21 protein-coding genes are annotated in these 22001 nt (G+C 59.3%); 3 read left to right on the top strand and 18 right to left on the bottom strand.

The window, feature by feature from the left end; all coding sequences use genetic code 11:
- Position 1: 1 nt before the first annotated feature.
- Complete coding sequence (locus tag AAFX04_05470; GenBank protein ID MEO1044872.1) at positions 2–877, bottom strand: DUF547 domain-containing protein; 876 nt, start codon at positions 875–877, stop codon at positions 2–4.
- A 191-nt stretch (positions 878–1068) separates the two neighbouring features.
- Between AAFX04_05470 and parE the strand changes: the two genes are divergently transcribed.
- On the top strand, positions 1069–3063 hold the full coding sequence (gene parE / locus AAFX04_05465) for a DNA topoisomerase IV subunit B (protein ID MEO1044871.1): 1995 nt from the start codon (positions 1069–1071) through the stop codon (positions 3061–3063).
- Positions 3044–4381 carry a serine hydrolase gene (locus AAFX04_05460; protein MEO1044870.1) on the top strand — a complete coding sequence of 446 codons (1338 nt, stop codon included), beginning with the start codon at positions 3044–3046 and terminating at the stop codon, positions 4379–4381. The genes parE and AAFX04_05460 overlap by 20 nt, the downstream gene beginning before the upstream one ends.
- Here the strand turns inward: AAFX04_05460 and AAFX04_05455 are convergent.
- From AAFX04_05455 to AAFX04_05380, 16 genes are all read right to left on the bottom strand, one after another.
- Positions 4359–4931: a GNAT family N-acetyltransferase gene (locus AAFX04_05455; GenBank protein MEO1044869.1), complete on the bottom strand. Its 573-nt coding sequence runs from the start codon at positions 4929–4931 to the stop codon at positions 4359–4361. The genes AAFX04_05460 and AAFX04_05455 overlap by 23 nt on opposite strands.
- Entirely contained in the window at positions 4931–5761 is an 831-nt protein-coding gene (locus AAFX04_05450; protein ID MEO1044868.1) for a LysR family transcriptional regulator, read from the bottom strand. Before AAFX04_05450 ends, AAFX04_05455 begins: the two co-directional genes overlap by 1 nt.
- A complete protein-coding gene (gene apaG, locus AAFX04_05445) occupies positions 5758–6156 on the bottom strand; it encodes a Co2+/Mg2+ efflux protein ApaG (protein ID MEO1044867.1) in 399 nt (132 codons plus the stop codon). The genes AAFX04_05450 and apaG overlap by 4 nt, the downstream gene beginning before the upstream one ends.
- Before the next feature lie 36 nt (positions 6157–6192).
- Entirely contained in the window at positions 6193–7401 is a 1209-nt protein-coding gene (gene metZ / locus AAFX04_05440; protein MEO1044866.1) for an O-succinylhomoserine sulfhydrylase, read from the bottom strand.
- A gap of 19 nt (positions 7402–7420) precedes the next feature.
- Positions 7421–8392 (bottom strand): threonine dehydratase, encoded by a 972-nt coding sequence (locus AAFX04_05435; protein ID MEO1044865.1) that lies wholly within the window; start codon positions 8390–8392, stop codon positions 7421–7423.
- Between the two features lie 14 nt (positions 8393–8406).
- Positions 8407–9456, bottom strand: coding sequence for a 3-isopropylmalate dehydrogenase (gene leuB / locus AAFX04_05430; protein MEO1044864.1), 1050 nt, complete (start codon positions 9454–9456; stop codon positions 8407–8409).
- Positions 9457–9473: 17 nt separating this feature from the next.
- A complete protein-coding gene (gene recO, locus AAFX04_05425; GenBank protein MEO1044863.1) occupies positions 9474–10211 on the bottom strand; it encodes a DNA repair protein RecO in 738 nt (245 codons plus the stop codon).
- A 6-nt stretch (positions 10212–10217) separates the two neighbouring features.
- Positions 10218–12164 (bottom strand): excinuclease ABC subunit UvrC, encoded by a 1947-nt coding sequence (uvrC, locus tag AAFX04_05420; GenBank protein ID MEO1044862.1) that lies wholly within the window; start codon positions 12162–12164, stop codon positions 10218–10220.
- A 61-nt stretch (positions 12165–12225) separates the two neighbouring features.
- Complete coding sequence (locus tag AAFX04_05415) at positions 12226–12777, bottom strand: F0F1 ATP synthase subunit B (protein ID MEO1044861.1); 552 nt, start codon at positions 12775–12777, stop codon at positions 12226–12228.
- On the bottom strand, positions 12770–13264 hold the full coding sequence (locus tag AAFX04_05410; GenBank protein MEO1044860.1) for an ATPase: 495 nt from the start codon (positions 13262–13264) through the stop codon (positions 12770–12772). The genes AAFX04_05415 and AAFX04_05410 overlap by 8 nt, the downstream gene beginning before the upstream one ends.
- A gap of 71 nt (positions 13265–13335) precedes the next feature.
- A complete protein-coding gene (locus tag AAFX04_05405; protein ID MEO1044859.1) occupies positions 13336–13563 on the bottom strand; it encodes a F0F1 ATP synthase subunit C in 228 nt (75 codons plus the stop codon).
- A gap of 54 nt (positions 13564–13617) precedes the next feature.
- Entirely contained in the window at positions 13618–14400 is a 783-nt protein-coding gene (locus AAFX04_05400; GenBank protein MEO1044858.1) for a F0F1 ATP synthase subunit A, read from the bottom strand.
- 5 nt (positions 14401–14405) lie between these two features.
- Positions 14406–14756, bottom strand: a complete 351-nt coding sequence (locus AAFX04_05395; GenBank protein MEO1044857.1) for an AtpZ/AtpI family protein — start codon at positions 14754–14756, stop codon at positions 14406–14408.
- Positions 14757–14959: 203 nt separating this feature from the next.
- The gene (locus tag AAFX04_05390; GenBank protein MEO1044856.1) at positions 14960–15349 is read right to left on the bottom strand and encodes a YdbL family protein; all 390 of its coding nucleotides are present in this window, start codon (positions 15347–15349) and stop codon (positions 14960–14962) included.
- Positions 15349–15561 (bottom strand): YnbE family lipoprotein, encoded by a 213-nt coding sequence (locus tag AAFX04_05385; GenBank protein MEO1044855.1) that lies wholly within the window; start codon positions 15559–15561, stop codon positions 15349–15351. The genes AAFX04_05390 and AAFX04_05385 overlap by 1 nt, the downstream gene beginning before the upstream one ends.
- Before the next feature lie 36 nt (positions 15562–15597).
- Positions 15598–18795, bottom strand: coding sequence for a YdbH domain-containing protein (locus AAFX04_05380; GenBank protein ID MEO1044854.1), 3198 nt, complete (start codon positions 18793–18795; stop codon positions 15598–15600).
- 101 nt (positions 18796–18896) lie between these two features.
- On the opposite strand from AAFX04_05380, the gene radC reads away from it, so the two are divergent.
- The gene (gene radC, locus AAFX04_05375) at positions 18897–19628 is read left to right on the top strand and encodes a DNA repair protein RadC (GenBank protein MEO1044853.1); all 732 of its coding nucleotides are present in this window, start codon (positions 18897–18899) and stop codon (positions 19626–19628) included.
- 13 nt (positions 19629–19641) lie between these two features.
- On the opposite strand, the gene AAFX04_05370 is transcribed toward radC, so the two are convergent.
- The gene (locus AAFX04_05370; protein MEO1044852.1) at positions 19642–21891 is read right to left on the bottom strand and encodes an NAD(P)/FAD-dependent oxidoreductase; all 2250 of its coding nucleotides are present in this window, start codon (positions 21889–21891) and stop codon (positions 19642–19644) included.
- Between the last annotated feature and the right edge of the window lie 110 nt (positions 21892–22001).

Here is a 22001-nt window from a genome sequence, read left to right as displayed (position 1 = left end):
ATCAGGAGCCGCCGCCGAAACGGTCACCGCCGCCAATCGCTCCGTTGCCACCAAAACCGCCGCCTTCAAAGCCACCCCCGCGGCGACCCGCAGCGCCAGAGGCCAGGCTGCGCTCGCGCAACGCGTTCAACTTCCAGTCGAACCGGCTCTGCACGCTGGCCATATCGGCCCATTTGCTCGCCAGCTTGGGTTGCGCCAGCGCGCGAATATGTGCGACCATTGCTGTTTCGCCACCAAAATGATCCTGATGCCAGACCAGAAACTCGGACAGCGTCACCTTGCCCTTCTTTGCCTTCACCACGTCCTTGCGGTTGATATAATCGCGGCCCGCCTGTTCCAGCTGCTGGTGCACCTCAGCCCCGGTAAAAGCGCTGGTCGGGAAGTCGGGGCTGCCTGCTGCCGGTACGATCAGGCCGAACACCAGGTTCGGTTCATCCTTCCAATGGGTCAGCAGAATATTGTCGACATCTTTGATCGAGAGATCCTGGCCTGAAATGGTGATCAGCTGCGTGTTGAGAAAGCCGCTATTGCTGGCCAGCAGCGATTTGGGATTGGCCGAGGGATAGGCCGAGCTGGTGGCGTGGATGACCATCAGCGTGCGTAGATTGAGCCAATAGGCAAGCTGTTCATCGCGGTTCAGTTTGCTCACCGGCAGTTTTTCAAAGCCAGCGACAAGGCTCTCTATCACCCGCTGACCCTGACCCTTGATGACACCATAGCGCACCACATGGCGGTCGCGGTCTGCGACAACGAACGCCTCCAATATGGTGTCGACGCTGTCATAGGCGATACTGCTTTTGCTGGCCGCGTCATATTCGGCAAATTGCTCGATCGGGGCTGGTCCGAATTGTGCCACTGCCTGATGCGAAACCGTCACTATCGCCGCTGCTGCAATGGCCGTTAATGCCCACTTTCCGCTTTTCCGCATACCCTGCCTCCTGATGATAAGGTTGTTATCTTCCGGCAATTCGGCGCTACGTCGCGAAATGTTACAATTGCTGCGCAAATTGTGGAGACCGGGTCGCACATCGCTTGCATCCGGTGGACCACGGACGGTATGCAATGGGCATGAGCGATGATCTTTTCGGCGGTTCGACCGCACCACGCGACGGCCAGAAATCCGACAGCTATGATGCTTCTGCCATCGAGGTGCTCGAGGGTCTTGAGCCTGTGCGCAAGCGGCCTGGCATGTATGTCGGGGGCATTGATGAGCGCGCGCTGCACCATCTCGCCGCCGAAGTGATCGACAACAGCATGGACGAGGCAGTGGCTGGCCATGCGACGCGGATCGAGATCACCCTTGATGAGGGGAACAGCCTGACCATCGCCGACAATGGCCGTGGTATCCCGGTCGATCCGCATCCCAAATTTCCCGACAAATCGGCGCTGGAGGTCATTCTGACCACGCTGCATTCGGGCGGCAAGTTCAGCAACAAGGCTTACGCCACCAGCGGCGGTCTGCACGGTGTCGGTGTCTCGGTGGTCAATGCCCTGTCGTCGCAAATGCGGGTCGAGGTGGCGCGCGACAAGATGCTGCATGTACAGGATTATGCGCGCGGCAAGCCGCTCACAGCCCTGACCAGGGCAGGTGCTGCGCCCAATCGCCGTGGCACCACGATCAATTTTGTGCCCGATAGCGAGATTTTCGGTGAAAAGGCGAAGTTCAAACCGGCCAGGCTTTTCAAACTGGCCCGCTCAAAGGCCTATCTCTTCGCTGGAGTAGAGATACGCTGGCGCTGCGCCGCTGACCTCGCCAGTGAGGATGTCCCCGAAGAAGCGACATTCCGTTTCCCCGGTGGCCTGGCCGATCATCTGCGCGAGCAGCTTGGCACCCGCGAATGCGCAACAACCGAGTTCTTCCATGGCCGCCAGGATTTTCCCGATAGCGAAGGGCGGGTCGAATGGGCGGTTGGGTGGCCGCTATGGAGCGAGGGCAGCCATAGCTGGTATTGCAACACCATCCCTACGCCGGATGGCGGAACCCATGAAAATGGCCTGCGCGCGGCTTTGCTCAAGGGCATGCGCAGTTTTGGCGAGCTGGTCGGGGTCAAAAAGGCCAGCGGCCTTGTTGCCGATGACATGATGTCAGGTGCAGAGTTGATGCTCTCGGTGTTCATCCGCGACCCGCAATTCCAGAGCCAGACCAAGGACCGGCTGACTTCGGCTAATGCCGCCAGGCTGGTCGAAAATGCCGTGCGCGACCATTTTGATCATTTCCTCTCGGACAATATGGATCGCGGCAAAGCATTGCTCGGACTGGTGATGGAACGGATGGAAGAGCGTCTCAAGCGCAAGGCCGAACGTGACATCAAGCGCAAAACCGCAACCTCGGCGCGCAAGCTGCGCCTGCCGGGCAAGCTCATCGACTGTACCGGCAAGGGCGATGAACCGACCGAATTGTTCATCGTCGAGGGAGACAGCGCCAGCGGATCGGGCAAGCAGGCACGTAATCGCGATACCCAGGCAATCCTGCCGATCCGTGGAAAAATCCTCAATGTCGCTTCGGCAACACGGGCGAAGATCCTCGCCAATCAGGAAATTGCCGATCTGGTGCAGGCGCTGGGATGCGGCACCGGCAAGGACTGCAACGCCGTCGATCTGCGCTATGACCGCATCATCATCATGACCGATGCGGATGTCGATGGCGCGCATATCGCCACGCTGTTGATGACGTTCTTCTTCCAGGAAATGACCGATGTGGTGAAGAACGGCCATGTGTTCCTGGCCCAGCCACCGCTCTTCCGCCTCTCCGCCGGCGGCACCAGCGCCTATGCCAAGGATGAGGCCCAGCGTGAGGAAATGGAAGCAACACTGTTCAAGGGCAAAAAGGTCGAAGTCAGCCGCTTCAAGGGACTGGGCGAGATGAACCCGTCCCAGCTGCGCGAAACCACCATGGACCCGGCAACACGCACCTTGCTCGAAATCAAGCTGCCGCGTGACTATCAGGATCTGGGGCCAACCCGCGAGCTTATTGATCAGCTGATGGGACGCAATCCGGAGCACCGTTTCCGCTTCATTCAGGATCATGCTGCTCAGGTGGACCGTGAAGCGATCGACGCCTGATCGCTTCCGGGCAGCGTTCTGTGCGCTCTTCGCCGCCATATTCTGCCTATCGACGCTGACCGCCCCGGCTACGGCGCAAAGCGCCGGTCAGGACGCGGCACTGTCCAGCGCGCTGCAACGGCGCGCTACCGATGTCCTGCGGCTGCTCAATGGTGAGCAAATAGAGGCACAGGTATTTAACGCCAACTTTCTCAACGCGGTACCGCCCGACGAATTTCGCGCCTTTACCCGCCAGATTATCAGCCAGCATGGCCGACCGCAGCAGATATTGTCCTTCACTCCGGTCGGCAGCACAGGTGCGGTGATGAAAATCGCCTTTACCCGCTCCATCGCCACAGCGCGGTTGGAGATCGAGCCTGGCTATCCCTATCGCATCACCGGCTTGCGTATCACCGATTTTGAGAGCAGCGGCGAGACCATTGCCGCCGTGGTGGCGGCGATTGATGCTCTGCCCGGGCAGCAGGGACTGATTGTTCAGCGCCTCGATGATGACAGCGCCGTCCCCCTGGCCGCGATCGACCCTGATGGCCTCTACGCCATTGCCTCGACGATGAAGCTCTACATTCTTGCCGAACTCGACCGTTCCATCCGCGCCGGAGAACGCCGCTGGAGCGATGTCGTGACACTCGGCCCCAAATCGCACCCTTCGGGCATCAGCCAGGATTGGCCCGATGCCAGCCCGGTAACGCTGCATACCTTGGCAACATTGATGATATCGGTCAGCGACAACAGCGCTACCGATACGCTGATCCGGGTTATCGGCCAGGACAGGCTGGCCGCGATGGTTCGCCGCAGCGGCCATCACAACCCCGATGCGTTGCGGCCATTTCTGATGACGCGCGAGATGACCGCGTTGAAAAGCCCGGCCAATAATGATCTGCGGCGGCAATATCTGCGCGCCGACCGTGACCGGCGCTCACGGATATTGCGGCGCAATGGCGATGCATTGGCGCTCGAACGGATCGACTTTGCCGCGGTCACCGCACGACCGCGCCATATCGACAGTATCGAATGGTTTGCCAGTGCTGCGGATATTGCACGTCTGCTCGACTATTTGCGGCGCGAGGCGAGCACCGAGACAAAGACCATCATGGCGCTGAACCCCGGCATCGGCACAGACAGCGCCGCGAACTGGCGCTATCTCGGCTATAAGGGCGGCTCGGAGACTGGGGTGATGTCGATGAATTTCCTGCTGCGCGCACGTTCCGGCGCCGATTATGCCGTTGCGGCGCACTGGAATGATCGCGACGACCCTGTTCGCGAAGGCGATTTCGTCGCGCTGATGACCCGGCTGCTCAATCTCCTGGCGGAACGCTAGCACGCTCCTGCCATTCACTTTCTAGCAAGCCCATCATCACCGAATCGCGGATGCCGATATGCGTTTGCCAATGGGCACGCAAAACACCTTCCTGCTTAAAGCCCAAAGCTTCGAGCAAACGCAACGACGGTCTGTTATCCGGATCAATATCCGCTGCAATCTTGCGGTAACCCTGTGATGCGAAGCCATAGTCGATTACTGTGGCCACAGCTTCCCGTGCATAGCCCTTGCCCCTGCAATCAGGCCGCAGAATGTAGCCAATCTCGCCAATGCCGTCGCGCTTTTCCCATAGCGAAACCCATCCTATGGCTGGCGCATCCGGACCTTTGGCGCGCTCGGCAATACCCAGAGCCGGATATTCCCCATCAGGCATATTTCCGGCAATATAGCTACGTGTCTGAGCCAGCGTGTCATGCGGGCCTGTCGACCAATAGCGCATGACAGCAGCATCACTCAGCGCGACATGCAGACTTTCGGCATCGTCGGGTCGCAGGAAACGCAGGATCAGCCGGTCGAGCACTATCTGCTTCGGCAGCTTTGGCACCTTCATTATGCAGTCAGCGCCTCAACCAGCGCCCGCACTTTTTTCTGGCGCCATTGCGGCAGCGGCGCGATCAGCCAATAGGCACGACGCGATGGCCGTGCCTTGGCAAACACCTCGATCCGGCCCGCCGCCAGATCCTTGTCCGCCAACAGTACCGGCACAGTGGCATAACCGAGGCCAGCAGCCGCCATTTCGAGCGCCAGTCCGGCATCGGCAACCTTGAGAAACGGCACATCCTTGCCCTCGTCTTCGGCCTTGGCGGCATTTTCGCGCTTCTGGTCGCGCTGTGCCCCAGGCCAGCTGATCTGTGCATCGCCATCATAATCCGGAGCAGCGACACAGACGAACTGCGCATCGCCTAGCTGCACGCCCTCATGCTCACCCGGCCCGTCGCACAGCCGGATGGCGACATCGAGATTGGCCTCGGTAAAATCAGCGCCCTGTTCTTCGGAGACCAGCGCATAGCGGATATCGGGATTAGCCTCAGCAAAGGCAACCAGACGCTCTTGCAGCCATTTTACAGCAAAATCGCGCGGCACCGAGATGGTCAGACGATAGCTCGATTGGCCCGCCTGCATTGCGCGCACCGATTCCTCGAACTGCAAAAAGCCGCCGCGCAACGAATCGAGGCCCGCTTCAGCCTCATCGGTCAGCTCCAGCCCCTTTGGGGTACGGCGGAACAGCACCACGCCCAACATATCCTCAAGCGCACGAATCTGCTGGCCGACAGCGGCCGGGGTGACCGCCAGTTCATCAGCGGCACGGGTGAAGCTGAGATGGCGCGCTGCGGCATCGAAGACGCGCAAGCCGTTCAGCGGCAAATGCGTCCGCTTCATCGCGCGACCGCAGGAGCCACCAGCGGAAAGCGCGGGATTTCCGCATTGATGATCGTCTGGTCATCACGGATCATGCGGAACACGCCCTCCATCCGCCCGGTCGGGGTGTTGAGCGGGCAGCCAGAGACATAATCGTGGGAATCACCCGGCTTGAGATAGGGCTGTTCACCAACCACGCCTTCGCCATCGACATGGTGTTGGCCACCCCGGCCATCGGTAATGAGCCAGTGGCGCGTCAGCAGCTTGACCGCCTGATCGGAATGGTTTTCGATACGGATATGATAGGCCCAGAACCAGCGCGAGGCTTCGCTGCGCGACTGTTCGGGCAAAAAGCTGACGGCGACGCGGATAACCACGCCTTCAGTCTCGGCATCATGATCGAACAGGTTCAGCATGCTCTTTCCGTCAGAATCGATAGGCTCAATATGGCGTCAAAGTCCGGCTCTGGAAAGAGCCTGATCCAAATCTTCAAGAATATCCTCGATATCCTCCAGCCCGACATTGAGCCGCAACATGTCCTCACTGATACCGACTTCAAGACGGTCTGCCTCGGCCATGCCCGAATGGGTGGTTGAGGCCGGATGCGTCATCAGTGATCGACTGTCACCGATATTATTGGATATATCGATCAGACTCAGCGCGTTCAGCACCTTATGCGCCCGCTCGCGACCTCCGCCAAGATAGAGTGAGAAGATCGGTCCAACGGCGTCCATCTGGCGCATCGCCAGATTGTGCTGCGGATGGCTTTGCAATGCAGGGTAATTGACGCGCGCTACCCGCTCCTCGAGAAACCGTGCCGCTTTCAAGGCATTTTCACTCTGCCTGTGGATGCGCAGTGACAATGTTTCCAGCCCCTTGAGCACCACCCAGGCGTTGAAGGCACTCAATGTCGGCCCGGTATTGCGCAAAAACGGCAACAGCGTCTCGTCGACAAACTCCGCACTGCCGCAAATCGCCCCGGCGAGCACCCGGCCTTGCCCGTCCATCATTTTGGTGGCGCTATAGGCAACAACATCTGCGCCAAATTCCATCGGCCGCTGCAGCACATTGGTGGCAAAGGCATTGTCGACAACGGTGGTTATGCCATGCTGCCTCGCCAGGCCGCAGACCGCCTCTAGATCGATAACATCCATCGTCGGATTTGCAGGCGTTTCGAAGAAAAACACCCTGGTTGCCGGGCGGATCGCGGCTTCCCATTGGGCCACATCCCGCCCATCAATCACCGTCGTCGCGATGCCGAATTTGGGCAGCAATGTATCGATGAGCCAACGGCAGGAACCGAACAACGCCCTGCTTGCAACAACATGATCACCCGCCTGCAACTGGCACAGCAACGCGGCGGTCATCGCCGCCATGCCGCTGGCGGTACAGCGCACGGCTTCCGCGCCTTCCATAAGTGCAATACGCTGCTCAAGCATCTCCACCGTCGGGTTTTGCAACCGACTATAGGTCATGCCCTGCTGTTCACCGGCAAAGCGTGCCGCCGCATCCTCTGCGCAATCATAGGCATAGCCAGAGGTCAGGAACAACGCCTCGGAGGTTTCGCCATATTCGCTGCGTGCGGTGCCGCCGCGGATCGCCCGCGTCGCCGGACGCCAGTTCTTGGTAATGTCAGGATCTTGTCCGCTGTTGCGTTTCATCGGCTTTCCCTATCCAGATTCAGGCTGGTGGTGTCTGACCGGCAAGCACCATGGCAGCCTTGTCAGTGTCTATATTGCCACCACACAATATCACGCCAACCCGTTTGCCTGCCTGCATCTCTTTTTCGGCCATCAGCGCCGCCAATGGCAAGGCCCCCGCGCCTTCAGCCAGATTATGCGTGTCATGCCAATAGGTACGTATTGCCTCTGCCACTGCGTCATCATCCACCGCGACGAATCTGGCAGCCCCCTTGCCGTAAATTGCAAAGGCCTCCGCTACGGGGACACGCACCGCAACACCGTCAGCAAAAGTCTGTGCACGCTCACCGGGCAACATTTCGCCACTATCGAAGCTGCGCTTCATGGCATCAGCACCGGTCGAGGCAATAGCGACCACCTCTGTGGAGAGCCCCAGGGCATCGCGCACGGCTATCACGCCGCAAATTCCCGAACCACAGCCAACCGGGACATAGACACTATCCAGCTCTCCAGCGGCGTCGAACAGTTCCAGCGCATAGCTTGCGACACCGCGCACCAGCTCGACATGAAAGCTTGGCACCATGAAGAGGTTGCGCTCCTCCGCCAGCCGTAATGCTTCGGTGCGGGCCGCTTCGAAATCATCGCCATATATGATCACTTCGGCACCAAAGGCACGCATCGCGGCATTTTTTTCCGCGCTGTTACCTGTGGGAACAACGATGACCGCTTTCAGTCCGGCAGCACTGGCGGCACGCGCCTGACTCTGACCGTGATTGCCGCGTGTCGCGGTGACGATGCCGCGCACTTCGGGATGCTCATGCCGAAGCCAGTCGATAAAGGTGATGCCGCCGCGTACCTTGAATGCGCCTGTCGGCGCGTGATTTTCGTGCTTGACCCAGATCTCGCACCCCAGACGCTGTTCCAGCATCGGCCAGCGGATTTGAGGCGTCGGCATCATATCCCTATGAACCCGCGCTGCAGCCTCACGCAAAGCGCTTTCCGTAAAAATCATGGTCCGTTTTCTTTCTAAGCAATCAAATTGGCAAGCACCGCATCACCGATATCGCGCGTTGATGCGGTACCGCCGAGATCATGGCCCAATATGCCATTGGCCAGCCCCATTGCTACCGCCTGCTCGATTCGCTGGGCATTGGTTTCATCGCCAAAGCTGTGGCGCAGCATCATCGCCGCTGACAGGATCATTGCCATCGGATTGGCGATGCCCTGCCCGGATATGTCGGGCGCGCTGCCATGGATTGGTTCGTACAGTCCCTGACTGCCCTCGCCCAGCGAAGCCGAGGCGAGCAGGCCGATGGAGCCGACGCACATGCTCGCCTGGTCGGAGAGGATATCGCCGAAGAGATTGCCGGTGACGATGACATCAAACTGGCCCGGGTTGCGCACCAACTGCATTGCGGCATTGTCGACATACATATGGCTGAGTTCGACATCGGGATAGTCGGCAGCGACTTCCTCGACCACGGCACGCCACAGCACTGAGGTTTGTAGCACATTAGCCTTGTCGACCGAGCACAGCCTGCCCTTGCGTCCCTGCGCCGCTTTGAAGGCGAGATGGGCGATGCGGGCAATCTCGCTCTCATCATAGGCCATCAGGTCATAACCCTGGCGCAGGCCCTGATCGCTCTGGCGCTGGCCCTTTTCGCCGAAATAGACATCGCCGGTCAGTTCGCGCACGATCAGTAGATCAATGGCGCTGGCGATCTCGGGTTTCAGACCCGAAAGATTCTCCAGTCCGGCAAAAGCCTTGGCAGGACGCAAATTGGCAAAAAGCTGCAATTCTTTGCGCAGGCCCAGCACAGCGCTCTCCACCCGCATCTCGCGGCGCAGACCATCCAGTTCGGGATCACCCACGGCACCAAACAGCACCGCATCGGATGCCTTGGCCAGATCGAGCGTTTCGGGCGGCAGCGGATGGCCATGGTTGCGATAGGCGATACCACCGACATCGGCATGGTCCAGCTGCAGGTCAGGCAGATCGAGTGCCTCGAGCACGCGCACCGCCTCGACCATGATTTCCTGCCCAATGCCGTCTCCGGCGAGCACCGCAATATGCATATTCCGTCCTGTCGTTCCTAGGCCAACGCCGCGTGCAACCGTTCCACCAGACGTTCGCGGCTTTGCATAGGGTTTTTCCGTGCGCCGGCAAAGAAATAGCGATCAAGAAAATGCCCGGTCAGCCTCAGACCATCGCGCAGGCTTTGGGCATCTGCCGGTGCATTACCGATCAGAAAGGGGGGCAGCGGCAGCAACTGCTTGCGATATTGCTCTGCCGCCTCGCCACTGACCGCACGCCCGGTGCGTGGACTGACATGGGTGAGATTTTGGCCGCTGCCGGTCACGGCACAGCGCTGCAGATCGAGGCCGAAGCCCAGTTCTGAGAGCAGCAGAAGTTCGAAACGGACCAGCGCCTCGGCCCAGCCCCGCGCCGAGGGTGCGGCGGTAATCGCCGTCAGCAACGCGTCAAAGCCATTGTAAATGGCCGGATAGGCCTGACCCTCGGGCAGCAGGGTGCCGACAGCAAGACAGGCCCAGTCAATCCCGGCAGCGCTCAGCGGCTCGGCATAATGCGGTGCGCGCGAGTGCGCCAGTTCGAGCGTCATCGCCGGAAGCTGGCTCGCCACCCTGCCCCTTATCTGCCCTGAAATCACATTCCCCGGTTGCAACAAAGGCCGCCGCTCGCGCGATTTTGCGCCCTGCACATAGCCCGCGAGCAGGCCATTATCGGGCGTAAGCACGCGCACCACTGCGCCATGTTCACCATGGCGGCGAACGGTGCACAATATCGCCCGATCAAAGTTCAGGATCGCCATCGCGGCTTAGCCATGGAAATAATCATAGACCGCATCGGCCATGGCTTGCGAGACACCGGGCGCGCGGGCGAGGTCTTCGCGGGAGGCGTTGCGCACGGCTTTGGCGGTGCCGAAATGCATCAGCAGCGCTTTTTTGCGCACCGGGCCGATACCCGGCACTTCATCGAGCGGGCTGACACCGATGGCCGCGGCGCGTTTCTTGCGGTGCGCACCAATGGCGAAGCGGTGCGATTCGTCGCGCAGACGCTGGATGAAGAACATCAGCGGATCGTTCATAGGCAGCGTCTTGTCGCTACCATCCGCGAAGTAAAACACCTCACGCCCGGCATTGCGATCCGGTCCCTTGGCGACGCCGAAAAACGGCACATCATCAATGCCCAGCTCTTCCAGCACCTCCTGTACCGAAGACACCTGCCCTTTGCCGCCATCAATCAGCAACAAATCGGGCCAGTCACCCGATGTCCGGTCGGGGTCTTCCTGCTGCGCCCGCGCGAAGCGACGCCGGATCATTTCGCGCATCATCGCGAAATCATCGCCGGGAACGGTTTCCTCATCCTTGATATTGAATTTGCGATAGGCGTTTTTGCGGAAGCCTTCGGGGCCGGCAACAATCATCGCGCCGAGCGCATGGCTGCCCTGAATATGGCTATTGTCATAGACCTCGATCCGCTCGGGCCGACTGTCCAGCCCGGCAAATTCGCCGAGCGCATCGAGATTTTTCGCCTGACTGCTCGACTCAGCGACGCGGCGGAGCAGTGCTTCCTTGGCGTTGCGCTCGGCCTGTTGCACCAGTTTGCGGCGCTCGCCACGCTGCGGCACCGCCATATCCAGCTTGGTGTTCATCCGCACTTGCAGCGCCTCGGCCAGCAATTCCGCCTCTTGTGGTTCGCGGTCGAGCAGCACCAGCTTGGGCGGCGGCACTTCCTGATAGAATTGCGCCAGAAAGCTGGCCAGTATCTCCTCCGGTTCGACACCCGAGACATGCGCCGGGAAGAAGCTGCGATGGCCCCAATTCTGACCCGCGCGGATAAAAAACGCCTGGATACAGACGGTGCCGCCCTGCTTCGCCATGGCGAAGACATCGGCATCGGCGACACCCTTGGCCTGCACAGCCTGGCTGCCCTGGATAAAGGTCAGCGCCTTAAGCCGGTCACGATAGCGTGCGGCGGTCTCGAAATCGAGCTGCTCGGCGGCTTCTTCCATCGATGCCGCAAGTCGCTGCTGCACATCGGTCGATTTGCCATGCAGGAAATTGCGCGCATCATCGACCAGCCCGGCATAATCCTCCTTGCTGATGCGATCGACACAAGGCGCCGAGCAGCGCTTGATCTGATAGAGCAAACAAGGCCGCGAGCGATTGGCGTAAAAGCTGTCGCTGCACGAGCGCAGCAGAAACATTTTTTGCAACGCATTGAGCGTCGCGGTCACTGATCCGGCGCTGGCAAAGGGACCGAAATACTCGCCCTTATATTTCCGCGCACCGCGATATTTATACATGCGCGGAAAATCATGGTCCTCGCGCAACAGGATATAGGGAAAGCTCTTATCGTCGCGCAGCAGGACATTATAGGGCGGACGATAGCGCTTGATGAATTGCGCCTCCATCAACAGCGCCTCAGCCTCACTATTGGTGGTGACAATGGTCATGCTGCGCGTCTGCGCTACCATGCGCTGTAATCGACGCGGCAGACGCGTTACCTGGGTATAGTTGGTCACCCTATTACGCAGCGCCCTGGCCTTACCGACATAGAGCACATCGCCGCGCGCATCGAGCATGCGATAAACGCCGGGTTCCGCCTTCAGTGTTTTGAGCGTCGCGCGGATCGCCTCGACACCGCGATCCAGATCGGGCGCTTCGGCCCCACGCACGGCATAGGTCGCCTTTTCCTCGCGGAAGCGGTCGGGCGCATCCGGAACGCTGTTTTCTATCGGAGTATCGCCACTGCTGCTCATGCCCATCTTATGGGCATTTTTGCGTCATATTCAAAGCGGTCAGTCTGCTTCGGGGGCGAACTCAGTGGATAGCTTTGCCCAGAGTCGCAATGGTCGAGTCGACCAGTGCTGTGTCAGCCTCGGCATCATGCTTTTTCTGCACCAGCGCCTGCGATGCTTCGGCTGAGACGCTGGCGACTTTGTCACGGATTTCGGCAATGGCGGCGCGCTCGGCGGAGGCAATTTTCTGTTCCGCAACCTTTTTGCGCCGCGCGATCAGTGCCGTGGCATTTTCCTTGGCTTCGGCAATAATCGCCTCGGCTTCCTGCTCGGCACGATATTTCATATCTTCGGCCTCGGTCACAGCCGATGCGATTTTCGACTCATATTCGGCGCGCATGCTCTCGGCTTCCTCGCGCAGCGCCTTGGCTTCGTTGAGGTGGCGCTTGATGTCATCGATTTGCCTGTCGAGCGATGCCGCGATGACCGAGGGAACCTTTTTCCAAAGGATCAGGCCGATCAAAATCGCCATGGCAATCGAAACCCATGCGGTTGCGGTAATGCCGAACACGGAAAGCTCGACATATTCCTCGCCACTGGCGCCCTCGGCGGCGATCAACAGCAGATCAAACATCGGTCATCGCTCCCTTCACCGCGCTGCGCGCCTCTGCCTTGGTGACCTTGGAACCGGTCAGCTTGGCAAAGATCGACTGAGTGGCTTCGGCAGCGACATCCTGCAGCTCGGCCATAGCGGCGACACGCTGTTCTTCAATGTCCTTTTCGGCCGCCGCCAACTTCTCGGCAACGCGTTTATCAGCATCACCAAGCCGCTTTTCGGCGTTTTTAGCGGCCTTGGCCTTGGCTTCGGCGATCACTGCCTGTGCCGCTTCGCGCGCTTCGGCCTGTTTCGCCTTATATTCTTCTTCCAGGTCGTCCGCCTGTTTGTGCGCCAGACGCGCCGCCTCGACATCGTCAGAAATGCGCTTCTCGCGCATCTCGACGGTGCTCTGGATTTTCGGCAGCATTGAACGACCGATCACCAGATAGACAAGGCCGAAGCAGATCACCAGCCAGAAGAGCTGGGAACCATAGGTTGTCATTAACTGGTCAATCTGGGGCATCGTACCGATCCATCAGGCGGAAAGCAGGAAATGCCCCGGCGAATATATCGCCGGGGAATATTGTGATGTTGTCAGGCGACGAAGATCAGGATCATCGCAACAACGAATGCCAGCAGGCCGAGAAGCTCGGCAGCGGCGAAGCCGATGAACAGGCGGCCCTGCTGGCCATCTGCCGCGGCAGGATTGCGCAGTGCGCTCTCGAGGAATGATCCGAAGACATTACCCACACCGATGGCGGCCATGCCTGCACCAATGGCTGCCAGACCGGCACCAACCAGCTTTGCTGCTTCTGCGTCCATTATACTACTCCTTGGAAAAATATCGTGTTGAAAATTGGGTTGAAGAAAAGTGAATTAGTGCAGGTTGACCGCATCATTGATGTAAAGCGAGGTCAGCAGGGCGAAGACATAGGCCTGAACCACCGCAACCAGCAGTTCCAGCGCGCTGATACCAACCATCAATGTCAGGCTGGGCAGGCCGACCAGAAGACCATAGCCGGCGCCGGCCTTGGTCGAGTTGATAACGAAGCCGGCCAGAACCTTGAGCAGGATGTGCCCGGCGGTCATGGCCACGAAGAGACGCAGACCAAGGCTGAACGGCCGTACCAGGAACGAAAGCAGCTCAACCAGGAAGATGAAAGGGATCATCGGCAGCGGCGTGCCATGCGGCACGAACAGCGAGAAAAAGTGCAGGCCATGGCGCCAGAAACCGACAACCAGGACAATCGCAAAGCTGACGATCGCCAATATACCGGTGACGGTCAGGTGGCTGGTTACGGTGAAGGGGTGACCGCCGATCAGGCCGATTGGCATCAGACCGAGGATATTGGCGAAAAGGATGAACATGAACAGCGAGAAGACATAGGGCGTATATTTCTTGCCCTCTTCGCCGATATTGGTGAGCATCATGTCAGAAATGAAATTGGTGAAGCCTTCAACCATCACCTGCCAGCGACCTGGAACCAGCTCGCGTCGCATACCGCCCTGCATGAAAATCCACAAAGCGGCGACGGTGATCAGCATCCACAACGCGCTGTTGGTGAATGCAATCTGCTGACCGCCCACTGCAAAGAGATCGAAAAAGCTCTCGATCTCGAATTGGTGCATCGGGTCAATTTTACCTGATTCGCCGGCCACGCTTGCTACCCTTTATCGCTTTCGTCTTCACCCTGCAGGCTGGCCGAGCTGGTGCCCGTCAGCCGCATAATATTCCTGAATGCCACGATGATCCCGAGGAACAGGAACACCAGCATCAACCATGGTGAAGTCCCGAGCCAGCGATCCAACAGCCAGCCAAACAAAAGACCCCCGGCAACCCCTGCAACAAGATCAGCCAGAACCCGGGTGCCCATCCGGTAATTCGGATCAGCCTCTACCGCATTCTTCCTGCCCCTGCTGCTACGCTCTTTTTCCAGCCGGTCCAGCCTGTCATCAAGCGAATCCAGCCGGTCATTGTGCGTATCAGGTTTCTGCCCGGGTTGTTCGTCCGCCATTGCTTTTCCAGATTGTGTCAAATTACCCGGTAAAGCGCCGAAGAGCGAGGCAACCCGCCAAGGCGCGGCCCGTTTAGTGAGCCGTTTGACGCAAGTCAATGGCCATGGCCGCCTAGCAGGAATTTACGTTTGCGGAAAGTGCCCCATCGATGCTCGGGTACTGGAGAAACATGGCCTTTTACAGCCGGTTTTCGACAGAATCGTTATGGGCAGCGCGCGTCGCGCTCAGGAGGAGAACCATCGCGGGTTTTCCACTGTCCAGACGGCGCCATATATTTCTGCCCCGGGCGGAGTTGAGCGATCAGATTGCATCCGGTCGAGAAAGCGACCTCTTGCACCGTGACACCCTTTTGCGCCGCAAGCTCGGTGTATTTTGCCTTGCGCTTGATATTGGTGCTGTCGACGACGCGCTGGGCCTCGCTGTTGCTGCCATTGACGACGCCGAGATAGCCATCGGGCTTTTCACCGATAATGCCCGCGGCCTTTGCCGATTTGTAATTCATCTGCGCCGAAACTGCGGCGGGCGCAGCAATCAACGCAACAGCCCCCAGCGGAATGCACGCCTTGCCTAGCTGTCGGACGATATGCTTCATCAGAAAATATCCTCATTCTCTTCAATCAGGGCCTTGGCGTCGTTATCCAGCCGATAGACAACCTCCTGACTGATATTGATATTCAGCTCGATGACAATAGGCTTGTCCGGTGCCTCCAATGTGATGCATCCACTGGCGGGGAAAGCCAGCAGCATCGCGATGATCGAAGACGCACCAACACGCTTATGTGCCATCATCTTGCTGTCTTCCATTACATATTCTCGCTTTCACAGGGCTGAATAGCCGCTTCAGGATGCCGGTTCATTGTCTTTGCTACCGCTCACTTCACCCGCCGGCGCGGATGGTGCCGTCTGTCTAGAGATGGAGCCAATATCGGGCAAATATTGTGTGTCGTAAAATGATCGTGCCGAGGTGATGAGCTGGAAAAAAGGCGCCCGGATGGTCACGTTGAACTGGATCGGCAGTTTGGCAATCTGGTTGGTGACAAAGTTGCGCGATGCCTCTTCGCCCTGGCTGAGACCGGAAAAATTGATCCGGGTGACCATCTCGCCATCAAGCGGTCCGTTCATATCTATTTCAAGCGAGCGGTACCGAATGGCGCGCAAGCTGTCGAAGGCAAAATTGGCCATGCTGCCCAAGTCCGTATAAGTCAGTTCGCCGACATAGGCGAGTGTCCCCCCGCCCTCACGCACCACCAGCTTCCCGCCCTCGATATTGCCGCCAAGCTGACCGAAACGCATGGGCAGACGTCCGTCAAACACGCCGGTGGCACTGATATTCTCGAAATCGAACCGCGACAGGAACTGCGCCGCATCAAGTCCGATCACGGCGAAGCTGACCTCGCGTTCCTCTTCGACCGCGAAATTGAATGTCGCCGGTTCCATCACCAGCCGACCGCCGGCAAAGGGCCATTCCCCACTCTCGATCTGCATCACCTGATTCGGGAGTAGCTGATAGCGCACGGCACCATCATTGGCGGCGACGCCGGGATTGACCTCGCGCATCGTCACCAACTGCCCTGGCGGCGTCGCCATGGCCAGCAGATCGGAAAACACAATCTCCCCCGCCAGCCCCTTTACCAGACCGAAAGCGGCGGCGAGGTCCATCTCCTCGGTGCGGAACCGGCCATCGCTGTCGACACTGTCCCCGTTCCAGCGAATCTCGCCGCGCCCATCGACCCGACCATCGACATTGGCAACCACGCTCAGGGTCAGCGGGGTGATCAGTTCGGGCTGAAAATCGGGACCGAAGCGAAGATTCTTGACCGCCAGCACCGCCTTGCCTCTGGCGGTTGCGAGATCATGGGCGATATCGATGGCACTGACCCGTGTGCCCGTCTGCTTCTCGTGCAGACTGCCATAGACAGTGATCCTGCTATCGGCAAGCCGCAGCACAGCACCACGGCCAGTCAGGGGATTGAAGCGATAGTCCGCCTGACGGTCGCTGACCTCAAGACTGTCCGAGGCCAGCATCAGGCCATTTTCATCATAAGACCACAGGCCCTCGCCCTTGGCCACCTGCAATGGCACTTCACCAATGGTGGCGGCCATATTGGCGAAATCTCCCGCAAAACTGCCATTGCTGCTATCATAATCCAGCGTGAGTGTATCGGCGGCGATGCGGGTCGCACCCGTGGCCTCGCCGATTTGCGCAGTAACTGCGCCCAGCCGGGTTTCACCGGGATGGCGCAGCAGCATCTGTTCGAAGCCGATGGCCCAGGGTGTGCCAGCCAGATCACCGCTCAGTGCCAGCTTGCCAATATCGGCGCTGATACGCACACCGCTATCATCGAGTGCGAGCAACGGGCTGCGACCGACCGGACAGAGCGAAAATTCGGTCTTGCCAGTGCGCGTCTCGGCGATTTCCAGCGCATCGAAACGCAGCTTCTGGCAGCGGTCCCTGGCAAAATAGTGATTACCGCCGACCAGTCGGCCATTGAGCGGCAGATAGAGATTGTCGATTGCACCGCCATCAGGGAGCGGTCCGCTGAGTGCGATGGCACCGCTCAGTCCATAGCTATCAGCCGACAATCGGCGCACGCGCAAGGCATCAATGGCGAGACGCGCCTTACCGGCAGCATAGGACGGCATCGACAGATCGAGTTGGGCCAGCGAGCCGCTATCCCAGACCATTTCCGCCATAATTTGCGGCAACGCACGGTCGACAATATAGGCCGCGAGCAAGACTGGCCTTCCCTCAGCGCCATCATCAAGCGCGATAGAAGTCTCGGAAAAGCGCGCAATCACTGGACCATCGTCCTGTTTTACCGCGCTAGGTTCAAGCGTCAGCATGCCCCCGGCCATCGCGCCATCCACGCTCAGCCGAGCGCTGGACAGCCGCGCATTGAGCTGCGGCGCAGCACGACGCCATAAAGGCGCTAGCGGGCTGCCGCCGACCGCATCGGCAACCAGCCCGTTCCACGCCGGATCAACGGCCAGTCCATCGCCACGCAGTGCAACATCGGCATTGACCGCCGCGACCAAACGATCAGGCTGCTGCACATCGGCCAGCGCCAGCGGATCACTGTCAATGCGCAAGGTAATCTCGCGGCCATCAATCCATGGCGAGCGCATATTCTCGATCGCCGTTTCGCCACGGATCGCCACTGTATCACCATCCAGTTCCGCCTGGAGGTCAATAAGGAGCGTCTCGCCCGATATGCTGCCTTGTGGTAATCCGGCATAGCGCGGCGCGCTGGCGGCTCCACCTACAGCCAGTTCGATATCGGCGAGCGTCCGGTCGGCGCGCAGATCCACGGTGAAGGCAAATGCATCGCTGTCAGCGACAAAATCGGCGCAATCGATACTGGTACCGCGCAACGGGCCGGAAAAAATCGGCTCGAGCGATTCTACCCTGATAGTGCCAAACAGGCTGGGACGATCAATATGGCAGCTTCCGAAATCAAGTGTGCCGGCAATCGCGGCCAGTTCGCCCTCGAAGCCGTCCTTCAGATGGCCATTGCCGTTGAAAGATACCCCAATCACGCCATGCGGCGTGTCCATGCGGACACGGGCATCATCGATATCCACGCTGAAATCGGGAAGCTCGAATGGTGCGTCGCTATCAGTAAAAACGAGCGGATCAAGTGCGCCCAGACTAACGCTCTCACCATCATAGGTACCAAAGATCCGCACACCGCGCATCCGGATATTTTCTATCACCGGAATGCCCAGCGCCGGGCGGGTGGTGATGGTCATTTCCTCGACGACAAGGTCCGGCTGTGCTTCGGGTCCGATGGTCAGGTTGCGCAGTACCTGGCGCTGTAGGCCGATATCGACAATCTCATATTCGGCCTCGACGCCCTGCTCCGCCAGATAATCGGCGACAAAGCTATCGGCAATTTCGACCCGCTGGATCCAGGCCAGCAGGACAACCGCAGCCAGTAGCAACAGGACGGCAAGAAACACCCGCAGCCGCAGCGAACCGGGCACCAGCGAACGGGTTTCCAGCGGTATAGTCTCCGCATCCTGTTCGTTTCCGGTCATGGCCACTTCTATTGCGCAAAAAGCCCAACATGTGCAATCGACAATGAACCGGGCCCGAATATCGGCTATAGTCAGCGTTCAATATGCGTTAAGGGACAAAGATGACCGACAAGGCTGCCGCTTCTGCGCCCCTGTTTCCCGAGGTGCCAAAGACCGATTCTGCGGAAACCGGCGTCGGCCATCGCGCACGGCTGCGCCAGCGTCTGCTCGGTCAGGACGACACCGCTCTGCTAGACCATGAGGTGATTGAATATCTGCTGGCACTGGCGATACCCCGGCGCGACACCAAGCCACTGGCCAAGGCGGTGATCGCGCGCTTCGGCACATTGGCTGCAGTGCTGAGCGCCGACAGCCGCGCCTTGATGCAAGTGCCGGGTCTCGGTGAAACCAGTGTTGCGGCACTGAAAATAGCCCAAGTGGCGGCGCTGCGGCTGCTGCGCGAACCCGTAGTCAATCAGCCGGTCATCGGCAGCTGGCAGGCATTGCTCGACTATTTGCGTGCCGATATGGCGCATCTCACTGTCGAGCGCGTGCGCATTCTCTATCTCAATAGCCGCAACATGCTGATCAGTGACGAAAAAAGCACCGACGGTTCGGTCGATGAAGCGGCCATCTATACCCGTCAGGTGATCCAGCGCGCGCTGGAACTGGGCGCGGTGTCATTGATTCTGGTGCATAATCATCCCAGCGGCGACCCATCGCCCAGTCGCCAGGATATCGCCATCACCCGCGACATTTCCGAAGCGGGACGGCGGCTGAATATCACTGTGCATGACCATATCATCATCGGTCGCGACGGCCATGTCAGCATGAAGGCTGAGGGGCTGATTTAACAAGAGTCAGCCGTTAGGCCGTATCCTCGGGCGCGTCAGGTGTTTTGCCCGTAATCAGCCGGATACCGAGCTGCAGCGTGAAATAATTCCAGCCCCAGTTGACAATCACTGCCAGCCGGTTCCTCACGCCGACAAGGAATCCGACATGCACCAGGCCCCATAGCCACCATGCCAGAGCCCCGGACAATTTGGTCCAACCGAAATCGGCAATCGCGGATTTGCGACCGATCGTCGCCAGGCTCCCCTGATGGACATAGGCAAAGGGCGGCGGCTGTGGTGCTTCTGTCAGCGCAGCGTGTATCATCCGGCTGACATATTTGCCCGCCTGTTTCGCCGCCGGTGCCAGCCCCGGAACAGGCTTTCCATCCCAGGCCATGCTGGCGGCGGTATCCCCAATGGCGAAGATATGGCTGTGGCCATTTACGCGCAGATGATCATCGACCATGACTCGGCCCGACCGGTCGGCCTCGGCATCCAGCCATTTCGCAGCAGGCGAGGCCACCACCCCAGCGGCCCAGAGCACGGTCTGGGTATCGATGCGCACATCGCCAACCATGACATGATCTGCCTGAATATCGGTGACCCGGCCGCCGAGCATGATCTCGACGCCCAAAGCGCGCAGCGAATCGGCTGCCTTTTCGGAAAGATCCTCCGGGAAAGCCGGCAGGATGCGGGGACCTGATTGCACCAGCTTAACCCGTGTATCCGCCGGATCGAAATTGCGATATTCGTTTTTCAGTCCGTACCGTGCCAGCTCGGCAATTGCTCCGGCCAGCTCCACCCCGGTCGGTCCTGCGCCGACTATGACAAAGGTCAGCAGCCGGTCGATTTCTGCAGGATCACTGCACGCCTCGGCTCTTTCAAAGGCGCGCAGCACATGCGCCCTTACCGCCACCGCATCCTCGATCCGCTTGAGCCCCGGTGCATAGGGAGCCCATTGATCCTTGCCGAAATAGCTGTGCGAAGCGCCGGTGGCGAGCACAAGCCAGTCAAAGCCGATATCGGTTTCGTTGCAGCATATGGTTTTGGCCGCCTTATCGACCGCCGAAACCTCACCGAGCAGCACCCGGACATTGCCATCCTCACGGTACAGGCTGCGAATCGGGGTCGCGACATCGGCGGGTGACAGTCCCGCTGTAGCAATCTGATAGAGCAACGGCTGGAACAGATGATAATTGTTGCGGTCGATCAGGGTGATGCGCACCGGCAACCGCTTCAGCTCGGCAACGCAGGCAATTCCACCAAAGCCGCCACCGACGATCACGACATGCGGCCAATGCGCGGGCACCTGGTCAATCCGCCGGTCGAACAGCACATGGCGCTGCAGCCAGCCATAGAGCCAGCGATCTACAGACATATAACCGGCACCGAAAAACAGAAAGATCAGCACGAACAACATCGCCAACATGGTCAGTGCCGGGTTGAACGCCATGAATTGCGCCCCGGTCAGGCTCAGCAACAGCGCCAGGCTGACCACCGGCATGCAAAAGCCAACAAGCGCAAAGACTGCCAAGGTGATCGCCAACAATGCTGGCAATGGCGCAAAGCTGCCCGAAGGAAAAAATTGGGCATTGGCCAGATCGGGCAGCACATCGGCGGCAATCAGCAGCGTCAACGCGATCCACAGCCGGAACAACCATAGCAGCAGCGGCGAGACATGGTTGCGTGATATCGTGCCAAGGCGGATCAAAGACGGTGCCAGCGGCAATGCACTGCCGGCCAGACCTCGCGCCAACAGGCGATCGAGTGAAAACGCACCTGCACCGTGAACCACATACCACGCCATGAAGCCAATGGTGAACAGGTTGACATCAGTCGGGATATACACCGCCTGGCTAATCCCCAGCAGCAGCGCCACCGCTATTGCTGCGCTGCGCGTCAACAGGCCCAGCGCCAGCAGCAGTGCGCCTGCCAGTTCGATGATGATGCCGATAAGCGCCGCTGACGCTGGTGCCATAAACCCGACCGGATATTCCAGCGTTGCCAGTGTCAGGGCTGTGTCCCAGTCAAAGGCTTTGACAATGCCCGAACGGAACAGTGCAAAGGCAATGGTCAACCGCACCAACAGATCGAAAAACGGGCGCAACAGACCGACAACCGAGCCATAGATTTTGAGCCAGATGCGCAAGGTAATGCGGACAAAGGGCGAGAGTTCTTCCACCGTCTGCGACGCGACTGTTACCGGAGCATCGGTCATCTCACTCCCCTTTTGGTTGCGCTGCGCCATCCCCGCCCGTGCTATGCAGGTGCGAAGACTAGTCATGGCGCGCCAAATTGCCAGCGAAAAACCCGGCAAAAATCGTTGCTTAGCCGTAATAAATGTTCGGCAATTGCGATGATCCCACCATCCTGCTAGCGAGCCGCCAACGCTTC

This window comes from Pseudomonadota bacterium, assembly GCA_039818985.1.
Taxonomy (GTDB): domain Bacteria; phylum Pseudomonadota; class Alphaproteobacteria; order Sphingomonadales; family Sphingomonadaceae; genus Alterisphingorhabdus.
This window is presented reverse-complemented; position numbering and strand designations above follow the sequence as displayed.